This window comes from Pseudomonas sp. microsymbiont 2 (genome assembly GCF_054788395.1).
This window is the reverse complement of sequence record NZ_CM139112.1, coordinates 2,739,943-2,765,143: the sequence shown is the minus strand read 5'-3', so window position 1 is coordinate 2,765,143 and position 25,201 is coordinate 2,739,943. Positions and strand designations below refer to the sequence as shown.

The window sequence follows — 25,201 nt, the reverse complement described above, 5'->3', positions numbered from 1 at the left end:
CACCGTCGAAACACCTGCTTGCCGGAATTTATCGAGTCTTTACGCCAACCGGCAGGAAACCGACAGCAACTTGACCTGCAAAAACCATAGTCTTTCACCACGTCATTCAAGGCCCGGCAGGGCCGCACGGGGTGATGCTTGGCCCCCCGGACGTATCACGCCCCTACAGACTCCCCGCAGGCAGGTTGCAATGGAAAACTCAGACATCGGACTGTTCATACTGGCACTGGTGGCAATCACAGGAACCCTCATCAGTCTGTTCGAGCGCCGGCTCGCCAAACCTGGAAAACCTTCGATGAAGAGCCAGGCGACCAAGATCGAGCGGCGCAGCTGAAACCCGGGCCATATGGCGCAAACCGTGGCCAAGCACGCCTGGCGTCGCCGGCGGCGGGAGACCGATTTTTTTTCGTGTGGCCGCATCCAGATGGCTCCTCGGCGGGTATTACCTCAGGGTAATACACGATTGCCCTGCCGATACCCCCACCAGGAGTTCGCTCGATGAACATCTCTCGTTTCTCGTTCCTGCTCGCCTCCGGCCTTGCGCTGGCCATTGCGCTACCGACTGCCCAGGCCCAGACCGGAGTCCCCGATGCCGTCAAGGTGCCCGACGGCCACAAAGTGGCACTGGAAACCGTCGGCGTTGGCGAGATCACCTACGAATGCCGTGACAAGGCCGACGCTCCCGGACAGACCGAATGGGCCTTCGTCGGCCCCAAGGCCGTGCTCAAGGATCGCGCCGGCATGGCGGTGGGCGACTATTTCGGCCCGCCCGCGACCTGGCAGGCGAAGGATGGCTCGAAGATCACCGGCGCTCAACTGGCCATCGCCCCGGCAGCCAAGGGCGACCTGCCGTACCAGTTGGTCAAGGCCAACCCCGCCGAAGGCAAGGGTGCGATGAGCGGCATCAGCTACGTCCAGCGCCTGGCCACCCGTGGCGGTGTCGCCCCGCAAGCCGCCTGCACGGCGCAGAACAAAGGTGAGAAGCAAATCGTCAAGTACCAGGCCGACTATATCTTCTGGGTCAGCAACTGATCACCGCGCCGGCATCCTTCGGCTACGCTCATCGACACCCCCCGGCCAAAGGGCCGGGGGTATCCGTCAGCAGAAGGATCGGCCCGACCTTGAACCTGCCCACGACACCGTTCGACTTCCAGCGCTGCCTCCAGGCCTGCGCCATGGGTGATCGCAGCGCCTTGCAGGCGCTCTACGACCAGGAAGGCGCCCGACTGCTCGGCGTGGCACGGCGCATCGCCCGCGACGAGGCCACCGCCGAAGACATTGTCCACGATGCCTTCATCCGCATCTGGACCCGCGCGGCCAGCTTCGACCCTGCGCGTGGTTCGGCGCGCGGCTGGGTCTACAGCCTGACCCGCCACCTGGCGCTGAACTTCATACGCGATACCCGCCGTGAAGTCGTGCTGGACGATGCTGGCCTGGCGGATATCGCGGCCATGGCGCCCTACCACGACGACATGGCCCTGCTGGCCGACTCGAGCAAGGTTCACCGCTGCCTCGAGCAACTCGAACCCGCGCCGCGCCGGTGCATCCTGCATGCCTACGTCGACGGCTGTAGCCATGCCGAGATCGCACGCCTGCTCGATACACCGCTGGGCACGGTCAAAGCGTGGATCAAGCGTAGCCTCAAGGCTTTGCGCGAGTGCATGGGATGACTAACGAATCTGGTGGCGAAAACGCCGATGACCTCGACCATCTGGCCGGGGAGTATGTACTGGGCACGTTGTCGGCCGAACAGCAGGATGCCGTGCTCAGACGCCTGGACAGCGACCGCGCCTTGCGAGACGCGGTGGATGCCTGGGAGAACCGTCTGCTGGGGCTCAATGCACTGGCACCACCCCAACCGCCCAGTGCGCGGCTGTGGCAGCGGATCAACCGCAGCCTGGGCCAACGCCCCGCTCGCCCCTCGTGGTGGCAACGCCTGGGGCTGTGGCAAGGGTTGGCCGGCACGGGCCTGGCGGCAAGCCTGGTGCTGGCTCTGGCGCTACTGACGGCGCAGCCGCCGGCCACCACTTACCTGGTGGTGCTGGTGGCACCCGCCACACAGGCGCCTGGCTGGGTGGTCCAGGCCCGCGACGCGCGCCAGATCCAGTTGATTCCGCTGGGCAAGGCCGAAGTCCCGGCGGACAAGGTGCTGCAGTTCTGGACCAAGGGTGAGCAGTGGCAAGCACCGATCTCCCTTGGGCTGGTCAAGCCCGGAGAGCAGGTCACCGTGCCGCTGGAGCACTTGCCGGCGCTCGAACCCAACCAACTGTTCGAGCTGACGCTGGAGAACCTGGGTGGCTCGGCGAGTGGGCGACCGACCGGTCCCGTGCAGTTCATTGGCCGCGCGGTGAAAGTGATCTGATACGGTGGCAGGATGATCGTGGTGCCAAGGTGCTTGGTGAACTTCATCGTCCGCCCCTTCAGGTTGACAAAAAAAGCACCGGCGCCTGTAGGCGCCGGTGCTTTTCATTGCCTCGTTTGCCAGCCCGGAGAGAACACTTCAATCAGGCACGTCTGCCGGATATCGTGTTGACCGAGCGCTAGTCGGCAGCCTGCGTGGCACCATGGATCAACTGCCCATAACGCCGGCTGAATGCCTGGTTGTACGGCACATGGTTCCTGTCGACCCCGCTGTCCCAGTTCACCGACCAGGTCATCAGCCCCCTGATCGCCAGTCCCTTGGACGCCAGGCGGCGGAACGCGTTGGCAACCGCCGTCGGCTCGATCACATATCCGGTGGCGGCCGCATCGACGTTGGCGGGCAGGCCAATGACCAACCTGTCGGGCGCAATCCGCGTGAAACCACGGGTGCCGTTCGCCAGGCTTTCGCTCAGGTAGTAGAGGAAGTCCTCCTTCAACGCATCGTTGTTCTGCGCGATCCAGGCCCCCTTGCCATTGTTGGCTTCCTCGACCCAGACACCGTCGCCCCCCTGGTTGTAGAACTGCGGGGCGATGAAGTCGTAATACCCTTCCAGTGCATTCAGGTAGTCAATGTACTTGCCCGCACGGGTCAGATAGGGAAACTCCGGCGCCATGCTGATGATGAAATGCTTGCCCTCGGCGGCGTAGTGATCCTTCACCCGTTTCAACGCGGCTGGCAGCACGGTCTTGTTGCTGGCGAAATCAATCGCGCTTTGCTCAAGATCGATGTCCAGCCCGTCGAACCCGTAGGTTTCCACCAGGCGGATGATTTCATTGGCCAGGGGCTGTTCATGGCCTGGGTTCAACGCGATATGCGCATCAGCGCCGCCCAGGGACATCAGTACCGCCCTGCCCTGGCTGTTGAGCACGCCCACCTGACGGCGGAACTCGGCGTCGGACAGGTTGTACGGCTTGAACGTCGGAATGCCGCTGCCTTTCATGAACGCCACGGCCACTACGTTATAGTCCCGTGGCACATCCTCCAGGCTCATGTTGGCGAACTGGCCGCGCTGGTAGCCGTCGGCGGGGCCTGCCGGCCAGTTGTGCCAGTAGCCCATGAGGATCTGTCTGCCGGCCAGGTTCGGCATCGACGATGCCGCGTCCTCCTGTGGCGCCTTGAGTGATGTGAAGTCGATCGTTGTCATGTTCCGGTCCCTCAGAACGTGTTGAGCAGCCGCCGAGCTATTTGAAGTCGACGTCGAAGGCCTGATAGAAGGCGTTGCCGGTGTTGGCCACGATCCACATCAGCACGATCACGTGGCGGCCTTTCTTGGTGGCCGGCAGCTGCACTTCGTGCTCGACCTTGGCCTTCAGCTCGCCGGCATGGCTGTAGTACGGCACCTGCGGGTAGAAGTCCTCGGCGAACGGTTGCGCCTCCAGCTGCGCGCGGCTGATGCGCTGTTGCGGATCCCAGCCGTCCTTGGTGATCAGCCAACGATAGCCACGGGTGGTGTGCGGCGCGGTGTAGCGCCAGGTCACCTTGAACACCTGTCCAGGATCGACGTTGATCGCCGGCCAGGTGAAGGCGCGGTTGAGCTTCTTGCTCATTTCCTCGTCGGTGAAATTGACGCAGTCGCGGGCATCGGCCTTGCCGCCGCTGAGAATATGGCCATCGGCAGGCGGCGCGACGCTGGGGTTGTCGGTCTGGAACGGCGCGGGGAACGGGCCGGCCACCAGGGCCGGGAAGTTCTTGCCGCCTTCCATTTCATCGACCTGCCAGCCGCTGAGCACGCCAAGGTCGATGGCGACGGCGCCGCGCGATGCTGGGGAGGTGACACGGCCGTGACGCAGTGGGTTCTGGGTTTGTGGTTGGTTCATTGGTATTGCTCCATTTGATTTGAGAACTCTCCCTTTCCAAAGGAGAGGCCTTCAAACTAACCGAGCAGGATTTTCCGTCCACGGGCGCTTTTTTCGCGTTTTCCTACCTTGGTGGAGGAACGCCCAATGAATACTGGATAAATATACAGCATCACCAAGGTTTTCCTACTTCAACCAAGGCTGAAGTCCTACATATCGAGGTGGTGGTCGTCGACTGGGCCAGCGAGGAATCGAGTGAGCGCCGCAAGGTGTCCGCCGCAAACCTTGCAGCGCCTATCAGATCGAGCGCCGCCCGCGCGGCGCATCGCGACGCAAGGCCGCTCCTACATTTGTTTCGGGCCAGTCTCTCCTGTGTCATTACCTGGTCCGCCTTGTTCGTACGACGCGGTATCAAGGTGGGCACTGCTGGCGCCTCGCCTGACTTGAGGCATGCACCAAGGCGGGCAACCATGGCCTCACAGGTTCGGCACGTTGCAACAAATGTAGGAGCGGCCTTGCGTCGCGATGCGCCGCGCGGGCGGCGCTCGATCTCACAGGCGCTGCAACGCCAACGGCGAACACCTTGAAAGGGATGGCTCTCAGCGCTGCGCGAGCAATACGAGCGCGCCCACGATCAAGGCACGCATTCCCTCGCTCAGTTCCTGCTCCATCTCCGACTCTTCCCCCGCGCGATCGACATCCAGCAGCGGCTCACGGGCCGAAACGCTGTACACGGAGTCGGCCACCGCGAAGCCATGGAACGCCACCGTGGACAACAGCCAGCGCGACTGCTCCAGGCTCAAGCCATAGGCCTGGGCGATGTGCGCTTGATGATCGTTGATCTTGTCGATCATCGCCTGCGTCGCCGCCAACCGGCGAATCACATAGGGCGTAAGCCCTGGGTGCGCCTTGACGAATGCCTGCACGGACGCCGCGAAGCCCATCAGGTACGCCTGCAGGTCTTGCGCTGAGTCGGCGCAGGCCTGCGGGATCTGCCAGCGCTGGAAGACTTCCTCGGCCACCAGGCACTTGAGCGCCTCGATATTCGGCACGTGCTTGTACAGCGCCATATGGCTCACCCCCAACGCGGCGGCGACACCCACGAAGGTCAGGTCGGGCAGGCCGATGGCGATGCTCACGTCGGCAATCCGTTCACGGGTGATGGTACGAGGGCGACCGCGTCCGGGGGATCGGGGTGGGGCTTGCATCAATTTCTCCAGGCTTGGTGAAGACCGTCTTGTAGCCGTCTTGTCGGGTTTTCGCAAATTAGTTTATAGTCATGCAACTAATTAATTTCCAGCTTTCCAGGCCCGCTTCATGTCCAATCCTTCAGCGTCGCCGCACAGTGCCGCTCCTGCCGAGCCCGAGATTCGCAACCCCATCAACCGCGTACTGGCCCCCATTCGCGGCCGGCTTTTCGTCGCCACGCTGCTGGCGGCAGTGGGGTCGATGCTGACACTCGTGCCACTGGCGGGCATCGCCCATCTCGCGCGCCTGGCCTTGACCGATGCCGGCGCGCCCGACGCCATCGTCCCGGTCGTCGTGGCCAGTGTGGCCAGCCTGTTCACCGGCATGGCCATGATCACCACCGGCGAGTGGCTCGCGCACCTGGCCGACAACCAACTGACCCAGCAGCTGCGTAGCGCCATCGGCCAACGCCTGATGCAGGTCCCGCTCGGCTGGTTCAGCGAGCGAGCCTCGAGCGATGTGAAACGCACGCTCCAGGACGACATCGGCACCTTGCACAGCCTGACCGCGCACTTCTACACGACGTTGGGCCGCGCGGCGGGCGCGGTGCTGGTTTCAGTGGCCTATCTGTTCGCCACCGACTGGCGCCTGGCGCTGGTCGCGCTGCTGCCCTTCCCGGCCTTTTTCCTGTTCCTGCGGCGGGCCATCGATGCCAGCGGCGCGCATATGGGCGAGGTGATCGCGGGCATGGCGCGCATCGACAACGCCGTGGTGGAGTTCGTCAACGGCATGCCGCTGGTCAGGGCGTTCGGTGACCGCGGCAACGCCCAGGATCGCTATCGCGACGCCGTCGATGCCTTTGCCGACACCTTCACCGACTTCACTCGCCCACTGGTCGCCTCGATGGCCAAGGTCAACGCCTTGATCGCGCCGGTGTCGGTACTGGGGCTGGCACTGTTGACCGGCATGCTGTTCATCACCCTGGGCTGGGCCGAACCGCTGGACCTGCTGCCTTTCGTCCTGGTGACGCCTGGGTTGTGCGCCCCTTTGCAGCTGCTGCACTACATCACCCATGACCTCAACACTGCCGTCGGTGCGGCCCGGCGAGTGCTGGCCCTGCTGGACACCCCCGTGCTGGCGCCCCCTGCCGCCGGCCACCAGCCAAGCGGTAGCGAGATACGTGTGGAACGGGTCAGCCACGCCTATGTTCCGGGCAGCAACGTGCTCGACGACATCAGTTTCACCCTGACACCGGGAACCACCACGGCCATCGTCGGCCCCTCCGGCGCCGGCAAGTCGAGCCTGGCACGCCTGCTGCTGCGCTTTTTCGACCCCGATGCCGGACGCATCACACTGGGTGGCGTCGACCTGCGGCAGATCGAGAGCCGCGAGCTGTACCAACGGATTGGCTTCGTGCTGCAGGACGTGCGGCTGATCCACGCCAGCCTCGCCGACAACATCGCGCTCGGCCGGCCCACGGCAACCCGTGGGGAAATCGAAGCCGCCGCCCGCCTGGCCAGCATCCATGAGCTCATCCTGCGCTTGCCGCGCGGCTATGACTCGGTCATCGGCGAGGATGCGCAGCTCTCCGGTGGCGAACAGCAGCGCCTGAGCATCGCCCGCGCCGTGCTGCTCGATCCACCGGTGCTGGTGCTCGACGAAGCCACCGCGTCAGCCGACGCCGAAAGCGAGGCGGCGATTCAACAGGCCCTGTCGCTGTTCGGCCAGGGCCGAACCCTGCTGGTCATCGCCCACCGGCTGGACACGATCAGGCACGCCGACCAGATCCTGGTGGTCGACCGCGGCACCCTGCGCGAACAGGGCCGCCACGACGAATTGCTGGCACAGCGGGGCTTGTATGCCCGGCTCTGGACCCAAGGCCACTACCAGACCTCCCAGAACAAGGCGCCGTCGGCATGCTGAACACCTTGACTCGCCTGCTCGGCGACAACACCCCGATCCTGCGTCGCTACCTGCTGATGACCGTGCTGTATGGCGTCTTCAGTGGCCTGACCATCAGCAGCGTGGCGCCGATCATGGCGCACCTGCTGAGCGGTGATATCCGAAGCGCCAGCGCCTGGCTCGCGGCCCTGGCGGTCGGCATGGCCCTGTGCTGGGCCTGGCGACGCCGTGTCGAGCAGGCAGGCGTGGCCGTCGCCGTCGCCGTGCTGCGCAGTGGCCGCCAGCAGATCGGCGCGCATATGGCGCGCTTGCCGCTGGGTTGGTTCAACGCCGACAACAGTGCCCGCCTGGCTCACGTCATCAGCCAAGGCACGATGGCCGTGGCGCAGTTGCCGGCTCATGTGCTCACACCCTTGGTCAGCGGCGCGATCGCGCCATTGGTACTCGTGCCGGCGCTGTTCGCCCTGCATGGGCCGCTGGGTCTGATCGCCCTGCTGGCGCTGCCGCTCCTGGTCGCGGTGATGCTGTGCAGCGCGCGCCTGGGACACCGGGCCGAACGGACGTTTCACCAGCATTTCGCCGAAACCAGCCAGCGCATGCTCGAGTTCGCCCAGGCCCAGTCGGTGCTGCGTGCCTTCAATGGCACAGGCGGCGGCACGCGCCTGCTGGAGCAAAGCCTCCAGCGTCAGCACGGCAGCGCCAAGGGCCTGATCGCCCGCGCCACATTGGCGGCATTGCTCAACAGCTGGGCCGTGCAGGCGACGTTCGCCGCCTTGCTGCTGGCCGCCGGCCTGTGGCTGGGGAGCCAAGTCGGCGGCCAGCCACAGGAGGTGCTCGCGGTGGTCGCGGCATTGTTGCTGGTTTGCCGTTTCATCGACCCGTTGCAGGATGTTGCCAGCCATGTGGAAATCCTGCGCGGCGCGCAGGGCCAGCTCAGGGAAATCGAGCGAATCCTCTCGACAGAGCCCCTGCCAGAGCCTGCCTCGCCCCAACGGCCAATGGACGGCTCGATCGACCTGCAAGGCGTGAGCCTGCGCTACAGCGCCGACGGCCCCGACGTGCTGCGCAAGGTGGACCTGCATGTTCCGGCAGGCAGCATGGTTGCGATCATCGGTGCCTCGGGCTCGGGCAAGACCTCACTGTTGCGCCTGATCGCACGGTTCTTCGATGCCAGCGCAGGCAGCGTGCGGATCGGCCATGTGGATGTGCGCCAGATCGCCCGCACCACCCTGACCGACACGCTCAGCCAGGTGTTGCAGGACACCTGGCTGTTCCAGGGCGACATCGCCGCCAACATTCGCATCGGCAAGCCTGACGCTGGTGCGCACGAGGTGCTGCAAGCCGCCCGCCTGGCGGGCCTGACGGAGGTCCTGCAACGCCTGCCTCAGGGCCTCGCGACGCCGGTGGGCGAAGGCGGCGCGAGGCTGTCCGGTGGCGAACGCCAGCGGGTGAGCATTGCCCGGGCGCTGGTCAGGCAAGCCCCCATCCTGCTGGTGGACGAAGCCACCGCCGCCCTTGACGCGCAGAACCAGGCGCTGATCAGCGAAACCCTGCGCAACCTGCGTGGCCGCTGCACGCTGGTGGTCAGTGCGCACCAACTCGGCACCATCAGCATGGCGGATCACGTCGTGGTGCTGGAGGCCGGCCAGGTGGTCGAACAAGGTTCGCCCGAGGCCTTGCGCGCCAGCGGCGGGCGCTATGCCCACCTGCTCGAACAAAGCCGCGCCGCCAACGGCTGGCGCAGCACCGCGGCGCAGGTGGAACCCGACTGATGCGGCTGCCGTGGCTTCTCATGTTCGTCTTGCTGTGTCTCGCCTCGCTGGCGGTGGGTGCCCGCGAGCTGGCGTGGTCCCAGCTGCTGGCGCTGCACGGCGACACCTGGCTGACCCTGACCGCCAGTCGCTTGCCGCGCCTGGCCGCGCTGATCCTGGTCGGCGTCGGGCTGGCGGTGTGCGGCGTGATCCTGCAACAGATCGCGCGCAATCGCTTCGTCGAGCCCGGCACCACCGGCGGGCTCGACGCCGCCCGGCTCGGTATCCTGCTGTCGCTGGGCCTCGCACCGGCGGCCGGGGCGCTGCCGCGCATGCTGTTCGCCCTGGCCTTGTGCTTTGCCGCCAGCCTGCTGTTCATCGCCATCATCCGCCGCATCCGTGCCCGCAACGCGGTACTGGTGCCGGTCATCGGCTTGATGTACGGCGGCGTGCTGAGCGCCCTGGCCGAATGCTACGCCTACCGTTTCAACCTGATGCAAAGCATGCAGGGCTGGTTGCTGGGCGACTTTTCCAGGGTGGTGCAAGGCCGTTACGAAATCATCTACGTCATCCTGCCGATCATCGTGCTGACCTACCTGTACGCACAGCGCTTCACGGTGCTCGGCATGGGCGAAGACATGGCCACCAGCCTGGGCCTGAACTACACCGCCAACGTGGCGCTGGGCCTGATGCTGGTGGCGGTGACGGTGTCCGCCAGCGTGATCGCCGTCGGTTCGATCCCCTTCGTCGGCCTGGTGATTCCCAACCTGGTCGCCCTGCGCCATGGTGACAACCTGCGCCATACCCTGCCCCTCGTTGCCCTGGGCGGCGCCGCGATGCTGCTGGCCTGCGACCTGCTCGGGCGGCTGCTCATCCACCCCTACGAAGTGCCTATCGGCCTGACCGCGGGCGGCCTGGGCGGTCTTGTCTTCCTGGGGCTGATCCTCTGGAGGCGACGATGAACGGCCAGCGCCTGGCATGGGCGACGGCGCTGGTGCTGGCCTTGGTGTTCGTGTTCATCGATTCCGGGCTGGACCTCGACTACGTGATACCCAAGCGCCTCGCGCGGCTGAGTGCGATGGTTCTCGGCGGTGTGTGCGTGGCCTGCTCGGCCATCGCCTTCCAGACCCTCTCGAACAACCGGATTCTCACCCCGGCGGTGATGGGCTACGAAGCCGTCTACCTGCTGTTGCAGTCCGTGCTGGTGCTGGGCATGGGCGTGCAAGGGGCGCAGTTGCTCGGCAGCGCAGGCAACTTCGCGGTTTCGCTGCTGCTGATGCTCGGCTACTCATGGGCGCTGCATCGCTGGCTGTTTCGCGACGGCAAATGCGACGTGTATTTCCTGCTGCTGGTCGGGCTGGTGCTGAGCCTGGTCATGACCACCCTCACGCAATTCGTCCAGCTCAAGGTCAGCCCCGGCGAATTCTCGATGCTGCAGGGCCAGACCCAAGCCTCCTTCCAGTACACCTCGACGCCACTGCTGCTCGGCTCGGCCTTGCTGGTGGCTGCCCTGTGCGCCGTGCAGGCTCGGTCGGTGCGGGTGCTCGACGTACTGGCGCTAGGGCGTGACCAGGCCATCTCCCTGGGCGTGGACCACCCGCGCAACGTGCGCCTGCATCTGGCCGTGATCGCCGCGCTGGTGGCGATTTCGACCAGCCTGCTCGGCCCCACCGCGTTCATGGGCGTGTTCGTCGCCAACATCACCTACGCCGTGGCCGGCACGTTCCGCCATCGGACCACCCTGGTGCTCGGCAGTGTCGTGGCCGTCGCCGTTTTCATTGCCGCCCAGTTGCTGGTCGAGCATGTCTTCAACTACAGGACCACCGTCGGCATTCTCGTGAATCTGGTGTGTGGCACCTACTTCCTCGCCCTGATGGTGCGTAACCGAGGAGGCGCATGATCAGCGTCCACGACCTGCATAAAACCTACGGCGGCAAGGCTGTGCTGAGCGCCGTGAACAGCTGTTTTCCAAGCCGGCGCCTGACCTCGCTGATCGGCCCCAATGGCGCCGGCAAGACGACCTTGCTGATGATGCTCGCCCGGTTGCTCGAACCCGATCGGGGCGACATACGCCTGGACGGGCGCTCGATCAGCGGCATCGCCATCGGCGACTATGCCCGGCGCGTCGCCACCCTGCGCCAGCAGGTGGATTTCAACCTGCGCCTGAGCGTCGCCGAGCTGGTCGCCTTCGGTCGATTCCCCCATAGCCGCGGCGCCCTCACCCGCGAAGACCATCGGGCCGTCGACGAAGCGCTCGCCTTCCTCTCCCTGGAGCCGCTGCGCGAGGCCTACCTCGACGAGCTCAGCGGCGGCCAGCGGCAAATGGCGTTCCTGGCCATGACCATCGCCCAGCAGACCGATTACCTGTTGCTCGACGAGCCGCTGAACAACCTCGACATGCACCATGCGGTACGCATCATGCGCGCGCTGCGCCGGCTCTGCGACGAGTTCGGGCGCACGGTGATCCTGGTCGTGCACGACATCAACTTCGCCGCCAGCTACTCCGATCACATCGTCGCCATGCGCGACGGCCAGATCCATTGCGCGGGCAGCGTCGACGACGTGGTGACCGAACAACAGTTGCAAGCGCTGTACGGGCTGGATTTCGAAATCACCCATGGCGCGAGCGGCAGACTGTGCAACTACTTCAACCCACCAGGAGAACTGCGATGAATTTCGACCACTGGCCTCGGGCGCTGCTGCTGGGCGCAGCCCTGACCCTGAACGCATGCGATGCCCCCCAGGACGCGGCCAGCACGACGGCGGCGAGCGCTCATCACGGCGACTACGCGCCCGTCAGCGTCCAGCACAAGCTGGGCACCACCGTGATCAGTCGCTCCCCGCAGCGCGCCGTGGCCCTGGACATGAACGAAGTCGACTTCCTCGACCAGCTCGGGGTGGCGGTGGCCGGCATGCCGAAGGATTTCGTGCCGCGTTTCCTGGCGCGCTACAAGTACGACCCGCAGATCGTGGATATCGGTTCGATCGTGCAGCCCAACCTGGAGCGGGTACACGCCGCGCGGCCCGACCTGATCCTGATCACCTCCTTGCAGGCCAAGCACTATGCCGAGCTGAGCGAGATGGCGCCGACCCTGCATTTCGACGTGGATTACCGCGACAGCGAGGTCGGGCATATCGCCCTGATCAAGCAGCACCTGGCCAGCCTTGGCCAGGTGTTCGGCAAGCAGGCGCTGGCCCGGCAGAAGACCGCCGAGCTCGAGGCCAAGCTCGACCAGGCACGCCGTGTCATCCGCGATCGCCCGGAACGGGCCCTGGTGGTGCTGCACAACAACGCCGCGTTCAGTGCCTTTGGCGTGCAGTCGCGCTATGGGTTCATCTACAACGACCTGGGCGTCAAGCCAGCCACCTTGACCCGCGAGACCGGCCTGCACGGCCAACCGATTGCAAGCGAGTTCATCCAGCAGACCAACCCCGACATCCTCTACGTCGTTGACCGTACCGCGGTGATGGAGCATCGCCCGTTGATGACGGCCCAGACATTGGGCAACCCGCTGCTGCGCCAGACCAATGCCTGGAAAAACGGGCGCGTGGTGTTCGTCGACCCCGAGGCCTGGTACGTCACCGCCGCCAGCCCGACGTCGCTGGCGCTGATCGTGGACGACGTGCTCAAGGGTTATCAGGACTGATTCGCACGCGCCGCAGGCGCGTTCGACCACGCAAGCTTTTGATTCTCATTCGCCTTACGACTTCGCTTTTTAAATACAACCACTGCCATCCATTGGAGCCATCGCGTGTCCCATCTGCCCAGCCCCACCCGCTCGAGTCTTGCCCTCATGCCTCCCGCGCTGCAACGAAAGCCATTGGCACACGCCGTGCTGGTCGGTCTTGCCCTGGGCGCCTGCGCACTTTCGCCAGTGCCCACCCTGGCGGCCGATAGCGAACAGACGCCACGCACGACCGACGAAAAGCCGGCAGTGCCAGAGCTGCCCGCCACCCTGGTCGATGCCCTTGCCGATGCCACCGATCCGCTGCCACCGGTCTACGCGGGCGGGCAAGTGGCCACTGGCGGCCGCGTCGGGCTGCTGGGCAACAAGGACTTCATGGAGACCCCGTTCAGCACGATCAGCTACACCGACACCTATATCCAGGACCTGCAAGCCAAGGACATCACCGACGTGATCGCCGCCACCGACCCCTCGGTGTTCAGCAACGGCCTCACCGGGACCTACAGCGAGAACTATTCGATCCGTGGGTTCCAGACCAGCATCAGCGACATGACCGTCGATGGGCTGTTCGGCATGGCCCCCTACTACCGCGCATCGCCCGAGATGTACGAGCGCATCGAAGTGCTCAAAGGCCCATCCGCCCTGCTCAACGGCATGCCGCCCGGTGGCTCGGTGGGCGGGATCGTCAATCTCATTCCCAAGCGCGCCGGCGACACGCCCCTGACGCGACTGACCGCCACCTACGCCTCCGACGCCCAGGTGGGCGGGCATGTCGACGTGGGCCGGCGCTTCGGTGAGGACAATGCGTTCGGCGTGCGCTTCAATGGCGTGTACCGCGACGGCGATGCGGCGATCGACGACCAGCGCCAACGCAATGTGCTTTCCTCGCTGGCCCTGGACTGGCGCGGCGAGCGTGCGCGCATGTCCATCGACCTGTTCGACAGCGATGATCATATCCGCGGCCAGAACCGTGGCATGGGCCTGGACGATGGCGTGCCGGTGCCCAGGCCACCGCGCAACGACAAGCTGCTCAACCCCGACTGGGCCTATGTCGAAACCAAGGACAAAGGCGCCATCCTGCGCGGCGAGTACGAGCTGCGCGACGACCTGCTGGCCTATGGCGCGATCGGCACCAGCAGGACCGACTACAAGTACAGCGGCGCGCTGATGGCCACGGTGAACAATGCCGCCGGCGACCTCACCACCACCATGGGCCAGCTGCAGATGGAGATTCACAAGACCTCCGCCGAGGTCGGGCTGCGAGGCCACTTCGACACCTTTGGCATCAACCATCAGTGGTCGGTCAACGCGACCCAGTACAGCGAGACGAAAAAGGATTTTGGCCGTCGCGCCGCGGGCTCCAGCTGGACGACCAACATCTATCGTCCAAGCTGGGGGCCGAAAGTGTCCGAAGCCTGGCCGCAGATCGCCCACACCGAGGACGACCTGAAAAGCTACGGCATCGCCGACACCTTGTCGGTGCTCGATGGCCGCGCGCAGCTGACCCTGGGCGTACGCCGCCAGGAGGTGGTCACCGACAGCTACAACGTCGCCGAGGGCGTGCGCAACAAGCCCGGCTACGATACCCACGCCACCACCCCCGCCGGGGCGATCCTGTTCAAGCTGACCGACGAGCTGTCGCTGTACGCCAACTACATCGAAGGCCTGAGCAAGGGCGCCGCCGCGCCGATCACCGCGGCGAATCATGGCCAGGTGTTCGCCCCCTACAAATCCAAACAGAAGGAAATCGGCCTGAAGCTCGACCTGGGCACGTTCAGCCACACCTTGGCGCTGTATGAAATCAAGCGTCCGAGCAGTTACACCGACCCGGCCACCAATGTCTTCTCGTTTGGCGGCGAGCAGCGTAACCGAGGCGTGGAGTGGAGCTTCTTCGGTGCAGCGCTGCCCGATGTACGCTTGATGGGCGGCGTCGCCTATGTCGACCCCAAGCTGATCAAGACCCAAGGCGGCAAGAACGACGGCAAGACCGCCACCGCCTATCCCAAGCTACAGGGCAAACTGGGCCTGGAATGGGACGTCCCCGGCCTGGAGGGGCTGACCTTGACGGGCAACGTCACCTCGCAATCCAAGCAGTACATCAGCAACGACAACAGCCTGTCGATCCCGGGTTACACGCTGTTCGACGCCGGCGCTCGATTCACCACCCAGGTGGCCAGCCGCCCGCTGACCTTGCGCGCGAACATCAGCAATCTCACCGACAAGGACTATTGGGGCGTACCGCTGACCCAGACCCTGGGGCTCGGCGCGCCGCGCACCTACGAGCTGTCGGCGAGCGTGGACTTCTGACCGCCAGGGCGCGCTACCTGCCGTCGCGCACGCCCTGGGCCGTGCTCATGAAGTTGACACTGATCCGTGTACCGTCGATGCCCGGCTCCTTGGGCACGCAATGTAGCCAGTCCTGCTGGGCGCGCCCGCCCATCACCACCAGGTCACCGCAAGATGGCCTGAACGTGATGGAGCGTCCGCCCTTCGCCGGCTTGATCAGGAAGCGTCGGGAAGTGCCCAGTGTCAGCACCGGCACGATGCACTCCAGCTTGCGGCAGGAGCGATGATCGCGGTGCCAGCCGGTACTGTCGTTGCCGTCGCGGTAGAGATTCATCCACAAACCGTCATAGACCACCCCGTAGTGGTTCGATAGCGCACTGACAGCCTGCAGCAGGCCCTCTTCGCGCACCTCGCGCAGATCCTGGTAGACCGCGGTCATGCGCGGCTCGAGCAATGTTCGGTTGAACATGCGCCGTTCGTGTTCGCGCCAGGGCACGCTGCGGCGCATCTGCTCGTAGAGCTGCGCGGCACCCGACAGCCAATCGGGCACGACCTCGACCCAGGAATACGCATCGAGCGCGACACGCCTTGCGGTTCGAAACGCCGTGTCGACGGCCAGCGGTGCATCGATCATGTCGAACAGGTCACTCTGCATGGCGTCCGGATCCGCTGTAGGCGTTGAGGGTCGCATCGCGCGCCGCCAGCCCTTGCCAGGCGCGCAGCACCGCATAGCCACGCCAGGGCCGCCAGCCCTCGGCGGCCTGCGTGGCGGCTCGCGCGCTGCTCACGCCCAGGGCCTTGTGCAGCGCCACGTCACCCGCGGGAAAGGCATCGGGCCAGCGCAGCGCGCGGAGCGCGATGTACTGTGCGGTCCAGTCACCGATACCAGGCAAGGCGCGCAATGCCGCGCAGGTTGCCGCGACGTCCACGCCTGGACGCAGCAGCAGCCGTCCGTCCAGCACGGCCTCGGCCAGCGCTTTCAAGGCGCCCTGACGCTGACGGGTGATGCCCAGCCGACCCAGTGCGTCGCCACTGGCCGTGGCCAGGGCGGCGGGTGTGGGAAACAGGCGATCCAGCCCTGTGATCGGGGTTTCGACGGGCATCCCGAAAGCGGCGACCAGGCGCTTGCCCAGTGTGCACGCGGCGGCCACCGTGATCTGCTGGCCGAGCACGGCGCGCACGGCCAGCTCGAACCCTTCCAGCGTGCCCGGTACGCGTACGCCATCGCTCGCCGGGAACGTGGCCTGCAGCAAGGCGTGAATGGCCTGCGGGTCGGCGTCCAGATCGAACGCCGCGCGCACGCGGCTGATCAGCGTCGGCAAGGCAACGGCCAATGAATCGCTGACGGTCAGCAGCACCTGGGCACGCGCCTCGTCGAAACGTACCCGCAGCCAGCCGCTGCAAGCCTGTCCGCGCTGAACGACCTGCAAGGTGCGCGCGTACTCCCACCCCTGCACACGCTCCACGCCGGACAAGGCGCGCAGATGCAGAAACTGGAGCATGGCACCGACGTCATAAGGCGGGCGCCAGCCCAACCGCACGCTTGCGCCCTGTCCATCCACGACAGACCTGGCGCGGCGCAGGGCGCTGGGGTTCAACCCGTAGTGTCGGGAAAACGCGTCGTTGAAACGCCGGACGCTGGCAAAGCCGCTGGAAAGTGCCACCTGGGTCATCGGCAGCGGCGTATCGGCGATCAGCTGCTTGGCCGCCAGCAGGCGCCGGGTCTGCAAGTACTGCAGGGGCGACACGCCGAAGTGCGCCTCGAAGATCCGTCGCAGGTGGCGGTCGCTCACACCCAGGTGCCCCGCGATCCGCGCCATCGCGCCCCCGGTGGCCTGCGACTGTCCGGCGCGTGGCGGGACGATGCTGGCCAGGGCATCGGGCTCGTCCATCAGGCGCGCCGCCTGCAACGCCAGGATGCGCGAGGCGTCTTCGGTGCTCCATGATGCCGCGCGTGGCGCCAATTCCGGGCGGCAGCGCAGGCAGGGTCTGAAGCCCGCGGCCTCGGCCTGAGCGGCATGGCGATAGAAGCGGATGTTCTCGCGCCGTGGCGTTTTCACCCGACACACCGGTCGGCAGTAGATGCCAGTGCTGGTCACGGCGGCGAAAAAGGCGCCATCGAAGCGCGCATCGTGCGCTTTCAGGGCCTGGTAGCAGGCGTCGCTTTCGGGAGGATCGATGATGTTTGGCATAGACGACATCGTATTCTCCCATCGTGGGCGAGACTCGCCATTTTCGGACATATGGTGCGAAACACCGCCATGCCTTGCAAACCGCACATCCGGGCAACTGGACATCCGCACTCGATGTGCTGGAATTTTCACTGCCGCACGCAATGACCCGAGCCATTTGAGCGGACCGCCACGGCCTGATCTCTGGCTCCCCGCAAGCCGACAACGTCAGGGACTCGTCATGGCCAAGGTTCTCTGTGTGCTTTATCCGGACCCCGTCACCGGCTACCCTCCGCGCTATGCGCGCAGCACGATCCCGCGCATCGATACCTACGCCGATGGCCAGCGGGCACCCTCGCCGACGCCACCCCTGGGCTTCGAGCCTGGCGAGCTGGTCGGCTGCGTCTCCGGTGGGCTTGGTTTGCGCGCCTACCTGGAACAGCACGGTCACGAGCTGATCGTGACCAGCGACGAGCGTGGGCCTGATTCCGCGTTCGAGCGTCACCTGGTCGACGCCGACATCGTCATATCCCAACCCTTCTGGCCCGCCTACCTGAGCGCCGAGCGAATCGCCCAGGCACGAAAGCTCAAACTGGTGATCACCGCAGGGATCGGCTCCGATCATGTCGACCTGGCCGCTGCCGCCGCGGCCGGCATCACCGTCACCGAAGTCACCGGTTCCAACTGCATCAGCGTCGCCGAGCAGGTGGTGATGCTGATCCTCGTGCTGGTGCGCAACTACCTGCCGGCACACGCGATCGCCGGCGATGGTGGCTGGAACATCGCCGATTGCGTGGAGCGCAGCTACGATATCGAAGGCATGCATTTCGCCACCATCGGCGCGGGCCGCATCGGCATGGCCGTGTTGCGTCGACTGCAGCCCTTCGGCGTGCACCTTCACTACTTCCAGCGTCATCGCCTGGCGCCGCACATCGAGGACGAACTGGGGCTCACCTACCACGCGGACATGGCCTCGCTGCTGCCCGTCGCCGACATCGTCAACCTGCAGATTCCGCTCTACCCCGCCACCGAAAACCTGCTGGACGATGCCCGGCTCGCGCAAATGAAACGAGGCGCCTATCTGCTCAACTGTGCCCGTGGCAAGCTGGTGGAGCGCGATGCGCTGGTGCGCGCCCTCGCGTCAGGGCAGCTGGCCGGCTATGCCGGCGATGTGTGGTTCCCGCAGCCCGCGCCGGCGGATCACCCGTGGCGAAGCATGCCGTTCAACGGCATGACGCCGCACATCTCCGGAACCTCGCTGTCGGCGCAGGCACGCTATGCGGCTGGGACGCTGGAAATCCTGCAGGACTACCTCGGCAACCGGCCCATTCGTGATGAATACCTGATCGTGCACGGTGGCGCGCTTGCCGGTACCGGTGCCCGCTCCTACCAGTTGCAATGACACAGGCCAGCGGCAGTGACCGGACCTTGTGGGCATTAACATTCGTCCCTATTCTCTATCGCTGGAGCGCGCGGAAGGCCCACCATCGCGATCGCGCCCGGGGCTTCTTGCGCAGCAAACGCCAGTTCCGCAGTGCCATCAAGGAGGCGCAGTGCCGTCGATCACATCCCAGGCCGTCGAAGCCCAACTGACCTCTGCCGCCATTTTTCTGGTGGTGTCGATCAACCCCGAACCCCAGAGCGAAGCCACCGTTCGAGCGCTTTGCGCAGACCTTTCATCCCTGGTGCGCGGCGTGGGGTTCAGAACCCCCGACGGTGCGCTGTCGTGTGTCACGGGCATTGGTTCCCACGCCTGGGATCGCCTGTTCGGCGCTCCACGGCCCAAGGCACTGCACCCGTTCCGGGAGATTCGCGGCGTTCACCACGCCCCCTCCACTCCCGGCGACCTGCTGTTCCATATCCGCGCCACGCGCATGGACCTGTGCTTCGAACTGGCCAGCCAGATCATGGCGCGCCTGGCGAGCACCGTTACCGTGGTCGACACGGTGCAGGGCTTCAAGTACTTCGACAACCGTGACCTGCTGGGCTTCGTCGACGGCACTGAGAATCCGGTGGCCCAGGCCGCGGTGCAGGCGACCCTGATCGGCGACGAGGACCCCGCATTCATCGGCGGCAGCTACGTCATCGTGCAGAAGTACCTGCACGACATGGACAAATGGCAGGCGATCCCGGTCGAACATCAGGAAAGGATCATAGGGCGCAGGAAGCTGTCGGACATCGAGCTGACCGATGCCGAGAAGCCCAGCTACGCGCACAACGTGCTGACCAGCATCGAGGAAAATGGCGAGGACCTGCAGATACTGCGCGACAACATGCCCTTCGGCGACGTCGGCAAGGGTGAGTTCGGTACCTACTTCATCGGCTATGCGCGATCGCCGGCCCGCACCGAGCGCATGCTCGAAAACATGTTCGTCGGCAACCCGCCCGGCAATTACGACCGCCTGCTCGACGTCAGCCGGGCGGTGACTGGGTCCCTGTTCTTCGTACCCACCACCACGTTCCTCGACGCGGTGACCAGCGAGGCGGCGGTGGCCTTGAACGCGCCACCGGCCAACCCGTGATCACTGTTCTGCGCTACGCCATGTAGTTGGGTCCGCTTCGCGGGTAAACCCGCGCCCACAAGGCCTGTGGGAGCGGGTTTACCCGCGAAGGGCTGCAAAGCAGCCCCAACAAGCACCAGGTTTTCTTACGTGAACACCATTACGCACTACACCGGCAGTTCGCTTCGACTACCCTTCAGCAGGAAACGCGCCCGACGATGGCGAACGCGGGAGGGCCCACGGTGAAGATACGAAACGGGATCAACGTCGTGAAGCAGGCCGTCGAACTCGTCGGCCGACATCCACTGGTTACCGGCATCCTGGCAATCACCGGGCTCCTCGGTTTTGTGTTTTCCATCTACACCTATGAAGCCGATCGCCAGAGCGCTGTCGAAAACAGCCAGCAGACAGAGCGAAACATCAGCGCGATCAACAAGGTGGATCAAGGTGTAAAAGCCATCTCGGCGGCAACCTTCGCATCCTGTGCCCGGGCGCCTTGCTGGACGCTCGAGGACCTGGTCAGTCGAGACACGATCGGCAAACCCAAAGACCTGGTGGACGCCAAGGTCGCGCCAGCGATGAGGAAAGACAAGGGTCAGTTCATCTACGAGCTCGATGGCTGTTTTGTGAGCGTCGAGTACACGGACGATGCGGTCTCATACATTTCCGCCAACCTGTTCAAGCACGTCGAGATCGCAGGTCGCAAGGATCAGTATGGCTATCCGTTGCAGGAGAGAAAGCCCTGCGCGTTCTCGATCGTTCGACTGCTTGCGCCAGATGAGCGACCTGCGCAAGTCGACAACGCCAACCTGACGGTCGCCGACGCCATTCGGCTCATATCGCCATCGGCCGACTGCGCGGGATGCGATGGGCCTGCCCTGCAGATTTCCAGCGCCTGCATCGACTGTGGCAACTATGCCGAGCCTTACATCGAGTTCATGAAAGCCGGCAGTCATGCCGAGATGTTCATCGATTCATTTTTCACGACAGCGTTCGACACGGTGGATGACACAGGCGCGCAAGGGTTCGATATCCTTGCTGCGTTCCGGGAGTCGATGCGCGCGAAAATCGGACCGGACGCTGAGTACGGCATAGAAATCGCGCCCTTGTGCCAACTGGACATCTATCCCGAGATCAAACGAATCCTCGCCCGTTCGCAGATCACCGCCGTGGGCCTGGGCACCGGCCCACGGCGGTGGACGAATGCGCTCTTCTGCAAGTGGTGGGAGTAACAGTCAATCAGACCGCTGCATTACCGGGGCTGCTTTGCAGCGGATTGCTGTATCGTTCACTCCTGCCGTGCAACCAGACGCCAATGAAGCGATAAACCATGAACCGTCGTAAAAAGATCAACCAGCTGTTGAAAGCCCACGCCAAGAAGGCCAGCGCCAAGCTGGCGCCGAAAAACCGCAACACCTACATATCCAAGGCCGACCGACTGAAGCTGGCGGCCGAGGCCAGCCTGAGCGTCGAGCAGACCACGGCAGACAACGCCGCCCCCGCACAGCCCTGAGCCTGACGATGACAATGCCTGCCGATACAGCGAGCAATGCGATGGACCTGAAATTCAGCCATGTGGATGTGCTGGTCGCCGATCTGCGCGCCGCCTGCAGCTATTACGCGCAGGTGCTGGGCGCCGCTATCTCGAGGACGCTCGTCTGGGAGCGTGGCGGCCTGCACGTACACTACGCGATCGCCCGGGTCGGCCAGGAACGGTTCATGCTGGTGCAGCCACTGGCGGGTAACCTCAAGGACCTGCTCGACACGCACGGCGAGGGGATGATCTACCGCCATTGCTATTGCACGCCGGACATCGAGCAGGCCTACGACCAACTGACCGCCAACGGCATCCAGCCCGAGGACGAGAACGGCAAGCCACTGGCGCGCGAGCACCTGCAGTCGCCTGCCGGTGCCCGCATCATCTGGCTGCCGAAGCGTTTCGGGCATTTCTCGATCGAAATCATCGAGGCGCAGGCACTCGAAGCCTTCATCGAGGAGGCGTTCCTCCCACTGCCCTGAGTCAGAACGCGTACTGCACCCCGACGGTCGAGGTGACCGGCGTATCCTGGCGGATGATCGGGCTGTGGCGGACCTGGTCGGTGTAATGCATTACATTCACGCTGGCGATCGTCGACCAGTGCGGATCGAACCGGTGCATCCACGACAGCTCGCCCGAGTAGGCATAGATACCCTTGTCCGCCTCGAATCGATCGAAACCTGTGTTGTCACTTTGCTGGCTGGTGACGCCGAAGTAGGTCTGGTTGTACCTGGCCTGCCCCGCATGCGCGTTGACGCCCAGGGTGACGGTGTCGGCGTCGCTGTGGTGAAGCGTGCCCAGCAGGCCGAACTGATAGCGATCGCCGCGCTTGTAGCCACCGGTACGCAGCTCGGCGTCGGCGGTGATCGCCAGCCAGGGCAGGATCTGCTGGGCCAGGTTGATCTCGACGACCGTCGCACCGCCCACCTCGCCCATGCCCTTCAAACGGTCCGAGCCATCGCGGTACTGGCTGTCACCGTCGGCACGGCCGAAGTCGTAGCCGAGCGAGACGCTGGCGCTCAAGCCATTGTCGAACTGGTGCTGGACGCCTACGCCCTGGAGGCTATCGGCGAAAAAGATCCCACGCTGGATGGACACCGATGGCAGCAGGTGGCCCCGGCTGCCCTTCGCGCCCATGTAGCGGGGCGCGGTGTGCAGGGCGAAGCCGGCGGTGACCTGGGTCTCGTCGCCCCAGAGGCTGTCCAGCGCGGTCTTTTCCTCTGCGCTGGCCTGGCTGCAGGCAAGCGCCGCGTTAAGGGCAAGCGACGTGCCCAGTATCTTCCTGATGGACGTTGATTCGAACATGCTCATGACTCGCTGGATAAGGTTTGAACACCATGGAAAACGCACCGGGATTGCCCGGCGCATTTCAACGGGGCGCACTCTAGCGAGGGTCTGTCAACGTTCCTTCCAGCGATTGTCAAGCTCGTGTGAAGATGGCTGATTTTTTCTGGGCAGGCCTCAGCTGTCCTGGCCCAGCACATAGCGGTCGAAGTGCTGGATATGCTCGTCGAGGTTGTCCTCGAGCATCATCCGGTACTGCTCGCAGAAGTACTTCAACAACTCCTCGCGCGCCGCGGCCATTTCCTGCGCCGACTTGAAACTGCGCGCCGTCATCCAGGCATTGAAGCGACTGGCGGCGAAGGTCATCGAAGCGCTGACCTTGCCCAGGTCCTCGAGCTTTTCGATCTGCTGGTTGGCCAGCTCGATATGCGCGTCGGCGCGGTCGTAGAAAGTCTGGTCGGTGGCTTGTGCCATGCGGTACACCTATTGGGGATGCTTGGCTCAGGCCGTCTTGGCCTGAACGGTGAACAGGCTGGCCCCCAGCGTCATGAACGACACGCCGAACAGGCGGTTCATCAGGCGCGCGCGGCTTGGCGCGGCCAGCTGGCGTTTCAAGGCCTGGGCCAGGGAGACATAGAAGGCATGGGAGAGCATCGAGCACAGGGCGAACGTGACCACCAACAGGCCGAGCTGGCCGTCGGCGCCATGGCCGGTGCGCACGAATTGCGGCAGGAAGGCGGCGAAGAACAGGATGGCCTTCGGATTGGTCAGCGCCACCGTCACGCCATTGAGCAGCAGCCGGCGATTGCTGGCGATGGACCTGGCCGGCTGCTCCAGCTGGTCGAAGGCACTGCTGCGGCTCTTCCACTGCTTGATGCCCAGGTAGATCAGGTAGCTCGCGCCCAGTATCTTGAGCAGCAGGAAGGCCGTGGCCGAGGTCTGCAGCAGCACCCCGAGACCGGCACTGGTGGCGGTGGACACCACCAGCAGGCCGAAGGCGTTGCCGAGCGAGCCGAGCATCGCCCGCCGCGGGCCATGGGACAACGAGTTGGACAGGGCCATGATGACCCCAGGGCCTGGCGACAGGGTCACCAGCATCGAGACGACGACAAAACCGAACCAATCGTGAAGCGACATCCTTGTACATCCCCGGACCGATAACGTGAGGCGGCGACTGTAACAGAATGCTGCCCCGCTCCGGAAATGAGCTTCGAAATCTCAGCCTGTGGGAGCGGGTTCACCCGCGAACACCGGCAAAGCCGGTGCCAGGCACCGCGGCGCCTGTTTCGCGGCGGTTCGGCGCCCCGCTAAACCCGCTCCCACAGAGGTCTTCTGCCCTCAGACCGAACGCAGGTTCAATGGGTTCGATTCAACCGGCTGCCGCGCATCGTGGCCACAGGCCACGAAATCCTCCTTGCGCAGCACCACCAGCGCCACCAGGGACGCCACGCCGGTGCCCACGTAGAAGTACCACGGCGCGGTGATATCCCCGGTGACCTTGATCAGCCAGGTGGAGATCAGCGGCGCGCTACCGCCGAACACCGCCACCGGGATGTTGTAGGCCATGGCGATGCCGGTGGAGCGAATGCGGGTCGGCAGCAGCTCGCTCATCAGCGCGTAGGTCGAGGACGCGTACAGGCCGAACAGGATCGCCACCGCCATCAGCGGCCAGAACAGCGTGGCCGGCGTGGCGCCCGGCGCGCTCTTGAAGAACCAGTACATGGCCAAGGTCGCCAGGGTGCCGATCACCATCAGGAACGGCTTGCGCCCATAGCGGTCGGTGAAGGCGCCGCCGAAGGGCATCACCAGCGCCGCCGACAGGCTGGCGACGAACACATAGAGCAAGGTGGTGCCACTGTCGAACTTGAGGGTGTTGGACATGTAGGTCGAGGCGAAGGTCAGCACCAGGTAGAAGATCGAGCTGTGCAAAGTGATGATGAAGAACACCAGGGCAATCGAGCGTTTCCACTGCCACACTTCGCGCAGCGGTGCCTTGGAGGTCTGCCCGGCCTCGACCAGGGCGAGGAACTCGGGGCTGTCCTCGAGCTTGAGGCGGATGTACAGCGAGATGAAGCCCAGCGGCCCGGCGATCAGGAACGGAATGCGCCAGCCCCAGTCCTGCATCAGCTCCGCGCCCAGGGCCCAGGTCATGCCATTGGCCACGGCGCCGCCCAACAGCAGGCCAAGCACTGCGGTGACCATCAGCCAGCAGGTGGCGAAGCCCCGCCGCCCGGGGCCTGCGTATTCGGAAATGAAACTGGTGATGGTGCCGATCTCGCCGCCGGCGGAGAAACCCTGCACGCAGCGGATCAGCACCAGGATGATCGGCGCGGCGATGCCGATGCTGGCATAGGTCGGCAACAGGCCGAGCAGGAAGGTAGAGCCGGCCATCATCACCAGCACCGTGATCAGCGTGCGCCGACGGCCGATCTTGTCGGCCAACGGGCCGAAGAACAGCCCGCCCAGCGGGCGGATGAAGAAGCTCAGGGCAAAGGCCGCGAAGCTCGCCAGCAGGCTGCTGGTGGGGTCGTCGGAAACGAAAAAGGCCTTGCCGATGTACAAGGCCAGGAAGCCGTAGACGCCATAGTCGTACCACTCGATCAGGTGACCGGTGGTGGCGCCGATGAAAGCCCGGCGCCGCTGGCGCCGGGTGTTGCCGGGTGACATGCCCATAAGG

General features: G+C 64.9%; 25 protein-coding genes. 16 read left to right on the top strand and 9 right to left on the bottom strand.

All coding sequences use genetic code 11. From position 1 onward, the window contains the following. The first annotated feature begins 190 nt into the window (after nt 1–190). From ACYUME_RS12520 to ACYUME_RS12505, 4 genes are all read left to right on the top strand, one after another. Nucleotides 191–334 (top strand): hypothetical protein, encoded by a 144-nt coding sequence (locus ACYUME_RS12520; protein WP_460419121.1) that lies wholly within the window; start codon nt 191–193, stop codon nt 332–334. A 164-nt stretch (nt 335–498) separates the two neighbouring features. Beyond that, a complete protein-coding gene (locus ACYUME_RS12515) occupies nt 499–1,032 on the top strand; it encodes a DUF3455 domain-containing protein (protein ID WP_460419119.1) in 534 nt (177 codons plus the stop codon). 89 nt (nt 1,033–1,121) lie between these two features. Continuing rightward, nucleotides 1,122–1,670 (top strand): sigma-70 family RNA polymerase sigma factor, encoded by a 549-nt coding sequence (locus ACYUME_RS12510; protein WP_279887531.1) that lies wholly within the window; start codon nt 1,122–1,124, stop codon nt 1,668–1,670. After that, a complete protein-coding gene (locus ACYUME_RS12505; RefSeq protein WP_460419118.1) occupies nt 1,667–2,362 on the top strand; it encodes an anti-sigma factor in 696 nt (231 codons plus the stop codon). The genes ACYUME_RS12510 and ACYUME_RS12505 overlap by 4 nt, the downstream gene beginning before the upstream one ends. A gap of 178 nt (nt 2,363–2,540) precedes the next feature. Here ACYUME_RS12505 and ACYUME_RS12500 read toward each other — a convergent pair whose 3' ends face one another. The 3 genes from ACYUME_RS12500 to ACYUME_RS12490 form a co-directional block, all read right to left on the bottom strand. After that, a complete protein-coding gene (locus ACYUME_RS12500) occupies nt 2,541–3,566 on the bottom strand; it encodes a chitinase (protein ID WP_279887527.1) in 1,026 nt (341 codons plus the stop codon). Between the two features lie 37 nt (nt 3,567–3,603). Then, on the bottom strand, nt 3,604–4,239 hold the full coding sequence (locus ACYUME_RS12495; protein ID WP_460419117.1) for a lytic polysaccharide monooxygenase auxiliary activity family 9 protein: 636 nt from the start codon (nt 4,237–4,239) through the stop codon (nt 3,604–3,606). Nucleotides 4,240–4,817: 578 nt separating this feature from the next. Further along, the gene (locus ACYUME_RS12490; protein ID WP_279886046.1) at nt 4,818–5,426 is read right to left on the bottom strand and encodes a TetR/AcrR family transcriptional regulator; all 609 of its coding nucleotides are present in this window, start codon (nt 5,424–5,426) and stop codon (nt 4,818–4,820) included. A gap of 109 nt (nt 5,427–5,535) precedes the next feature. On the opposite strand from ACYUME_RS12490, the gene ACYUME_RS12485 reads away from it, so the two are divergent. The 7 genes from ACYUME_RS12485 (at nt 5,536) to ACYUME_RS12455 (ending at nt 15,052) form a co-directional block, all read left to right on the top strand. After that, nucleotides 5,536–7,329 carry an ABC transporter ATP-binding protein gene (locus ACYUME_RS12485; RefSeq protein ID WP_460419116.1) on the top strand — a complete coding sequence of 598 codons (1,794 nt, stop codon included), beginning with the start codon at nt 5,536–5,538 and terminating at the stop codon, nt 7,327–7,329. Beyond that, a complete protein-coding gene (locus tag ACYUME_RS12480) occupies nt 7,323–9,080 on the top strand; it encodes an ABC transporter ATP-binding protein (RefSeq protein ID WP_460419115.1) in 1,758 nt (585 codons plus the stop codon). Before ACYUME_RS12485 ends, ACYUME_RS12480 begins: the two co-directional genes overlap by 7 nt. Nucleotides 9,081–9,100: 20 nt before the next feature. Continuing rightward, entirely contained in the window at nt 9,101–10,021 is a 921-nt protein-coding gene (locus ACYUME_RS12475; RefSeq protein WP_460419113.1) for an ABC transporter permease, read from the top strand. Beyond that, a complete protein-coding gene (locus tag ACYUME_RS12470; protein WP_460419111.1) occupies nt 10,018–10,959 on the top strand; it encodes an iron chelate uptake ABC transporter family permease subunit in 942 nt (313 codons plus the stop codon). Before ACYUME_RS12475 ends, ACYUME_RS12470 begins: the two co-directional genes overlap by 4 nt. Continuing rightward, the gene (locus tag ACYUME_RS12465) at nt 10,956–11,732 is read left to right on the top strand and encodes an iron ABC transporter ATP-binding protein (protein ID WP_460419110.1); all 777 of its coding nucleotides are present in this window, start codon (nt 10,956–10,958) and stop codon (nt 11,730–11,732) included. The genes ACYUME_RS12470 and ACYUME_RS12465 overlap by 4 nt, the downstream gene beginning before the upstream one ends. Next, entirely contained in the window at nt 11,729–12,706 is a 978-nt protein-coding gene (locus tag ACYUME_RS12460) for a siderophore ABC transporter substrate-binding protein (protein WP_460419108.1), read from the top strand. Before ACYUME_RS12465 ends, ACYUME_RS12460 begins: the two co-directional genes overlap by 4 nt. Nucleotides 12,707–12,853: 147 nt before the next feature. Further along, nucleotides 12,854–15,052, top strand: a complete 2,199-nt coding sequence (locus tag ACYUME_RS12455) for a TonB-dependent receptor (RefSeq protein ID WP_347881630.1) — start codon at nt 12,854–12,856, stop codon at nt 15,050–15,052. A gap of 13 nt (nt 15,053–15,065) precedes the next feature. Here ACYUME_RS12455 and ACYUME_RS12450 read toward each other — a convergent pair whose 3' ends face one another. Next, nucleotides 15,066–15,686, bottom strand: coding sequence for an alpha-ketoglutarate-dependent dioxygenase AlkB (locus ACYUME_RS12450; RefSeq protein ID WP_460419106.1), 621 nt, complete (start codon nt 15,684–15,686; stop codon nt 15,066–15,068). Beyond that, a complete protein-coding gene (locus tag ACYUME_RS12445) occupies nt 15,676–17,232 on the bottom strand; it encodes an AlkA N-terminal domain-containing protein (RefSeq protein WP_460419105.1) in 1,557 nt (518 codons plus the stop codon). The genes ACYUME_RS12450 and ACYUME_RS12445 overlap by 11 nt, the downstream gene beginning before the upstream one ends. Nucleotides 17,233–17,443: 211 nt before the next feature. Here ACYUME_RS12445 and ACYUME_RS12440 point away from each other — a divergent pair, with 211 nt between their 5' ends. The 5 genes from ACYUME_RS12440 to ACYUME_RS12420 all read left to right on the top strand — a co-directional run bounded on the left by ACYUME_RS12440 (nt 17,444) and on the right by ACYUME_RS12420 (nt 21,722). Beyond that, on the top strand, nt 17,444–18,604 hold the full coding sequence (locus ACYUME_RS12440) for an NAD-dependent formate dehydrogenase (RefSeq protein ID WP_460419103.1): 1,161 nt from the start codon (nt 17,444–17,446) through the stop codon (nt 18,602–18,604). A gap of 151 nt (nt 18,605–18,755) precedes the next feature. Next, entirely contained in the window at nt 18,756–19,724 is a 969-nt protein-coding gene (locus tag ACYUME_RS12435; RefSeq protein ID WP_460419101.1) for a Dyp-type peroxidase, read from the top strand. Between the two features lie 248 nt (nt 19,725–19,972). Next, nucleotides 19,973–20,935: a hypothetical protein gene (locus tag ACYUME_RS12430; RefSeq protein WP_460419100.1), complete on the top strand. Its 963-nt coding sequence runs from the start codon at nt 19,973–19,975 to the stop codon at nt 20,933–20,935. A 98-nt stretch (nt 20,936–21,033) separates the two neighbouring features. Continuing rightward, complete coding sequence (locus ACYUME_RS12425) at nt 21,034–21,216, top strand: DUF2986 domain-containing protein (RefSeq protein WP_460419099.1); 183 nt, start codon at nt 21,034–21,036, stop codon at nt 21,214–21,216. A gap of 41 nt (nt 21,217–21,257) precedes the next feature. Continuing rightward, the gene (locus tag ACYUME_RS12420; protein ID WP_460419098.1) at nt 21,258–21,722 is read left to right on the top strand and encodes a VOC family protein; all 465 of its coding nucleotides are present in this window, start codon (nt 21,258–21,260) and stop codon (nt 21,720–21,722) included. A gap of 1 nt (nt 21,723) precedes the next feature. Here ACYUME_RS12420 and ACYUME_RS12415 read toward each other — a convergent pair whose 3' ends face one another. The 4 genes from ACYUME_RS12415 to ACYUME_RS12400 form a co-directional block, all read right to left on the bottom strand. Continuing rightward, on the bottom strand, nt 21,724–22,545 hold the full coding sequence (locus ACYUME_RS12415) for a MipA/OmpV family protein (protein WP_460419096.1): 822 nt from the start codon (nt 22,543–22,545) through the stop codon (nt 21,724–21,726). 156 nt (nt 22,546–22,701) lie between these two features. Continuing rightward, nucleotides 22,702–22,998, bottom strand: coding sequence for a DUF3144 domain-containing protein (locus ACYUME_RS12410; RefSeq protein ID WP_279886002.1), 297 nt, complete (start codon nt 22,996–22,998; stop codon nt 22,702–22,704). Between the two features lie 27 nt (nt 22,999–23,025). Continuing rightward, on the bottom strand, nt 23,026–23,661 hold the full coding sequence (locus tag ACYUME_RS12405; RefSeq protein ID WP_279885999.1) for a LysE family translocator: 636 nt from the start codon (nt 23,659–23,661) through the stop codon (nt 23,026–23,028). Nucleotides 23,662–23,862: 201 nt separating this feature from the next. After that, entirely contained in the window at nt 23,863–25,197 is a 1,335-nt protein-coding gene (locus ACYUME_RS12400; protein WP_460419094.1) for an MFS transporter, read from the bottom strand. Nucleotides 25,198–25,201 lie beyond the last annotated feature (4 nt).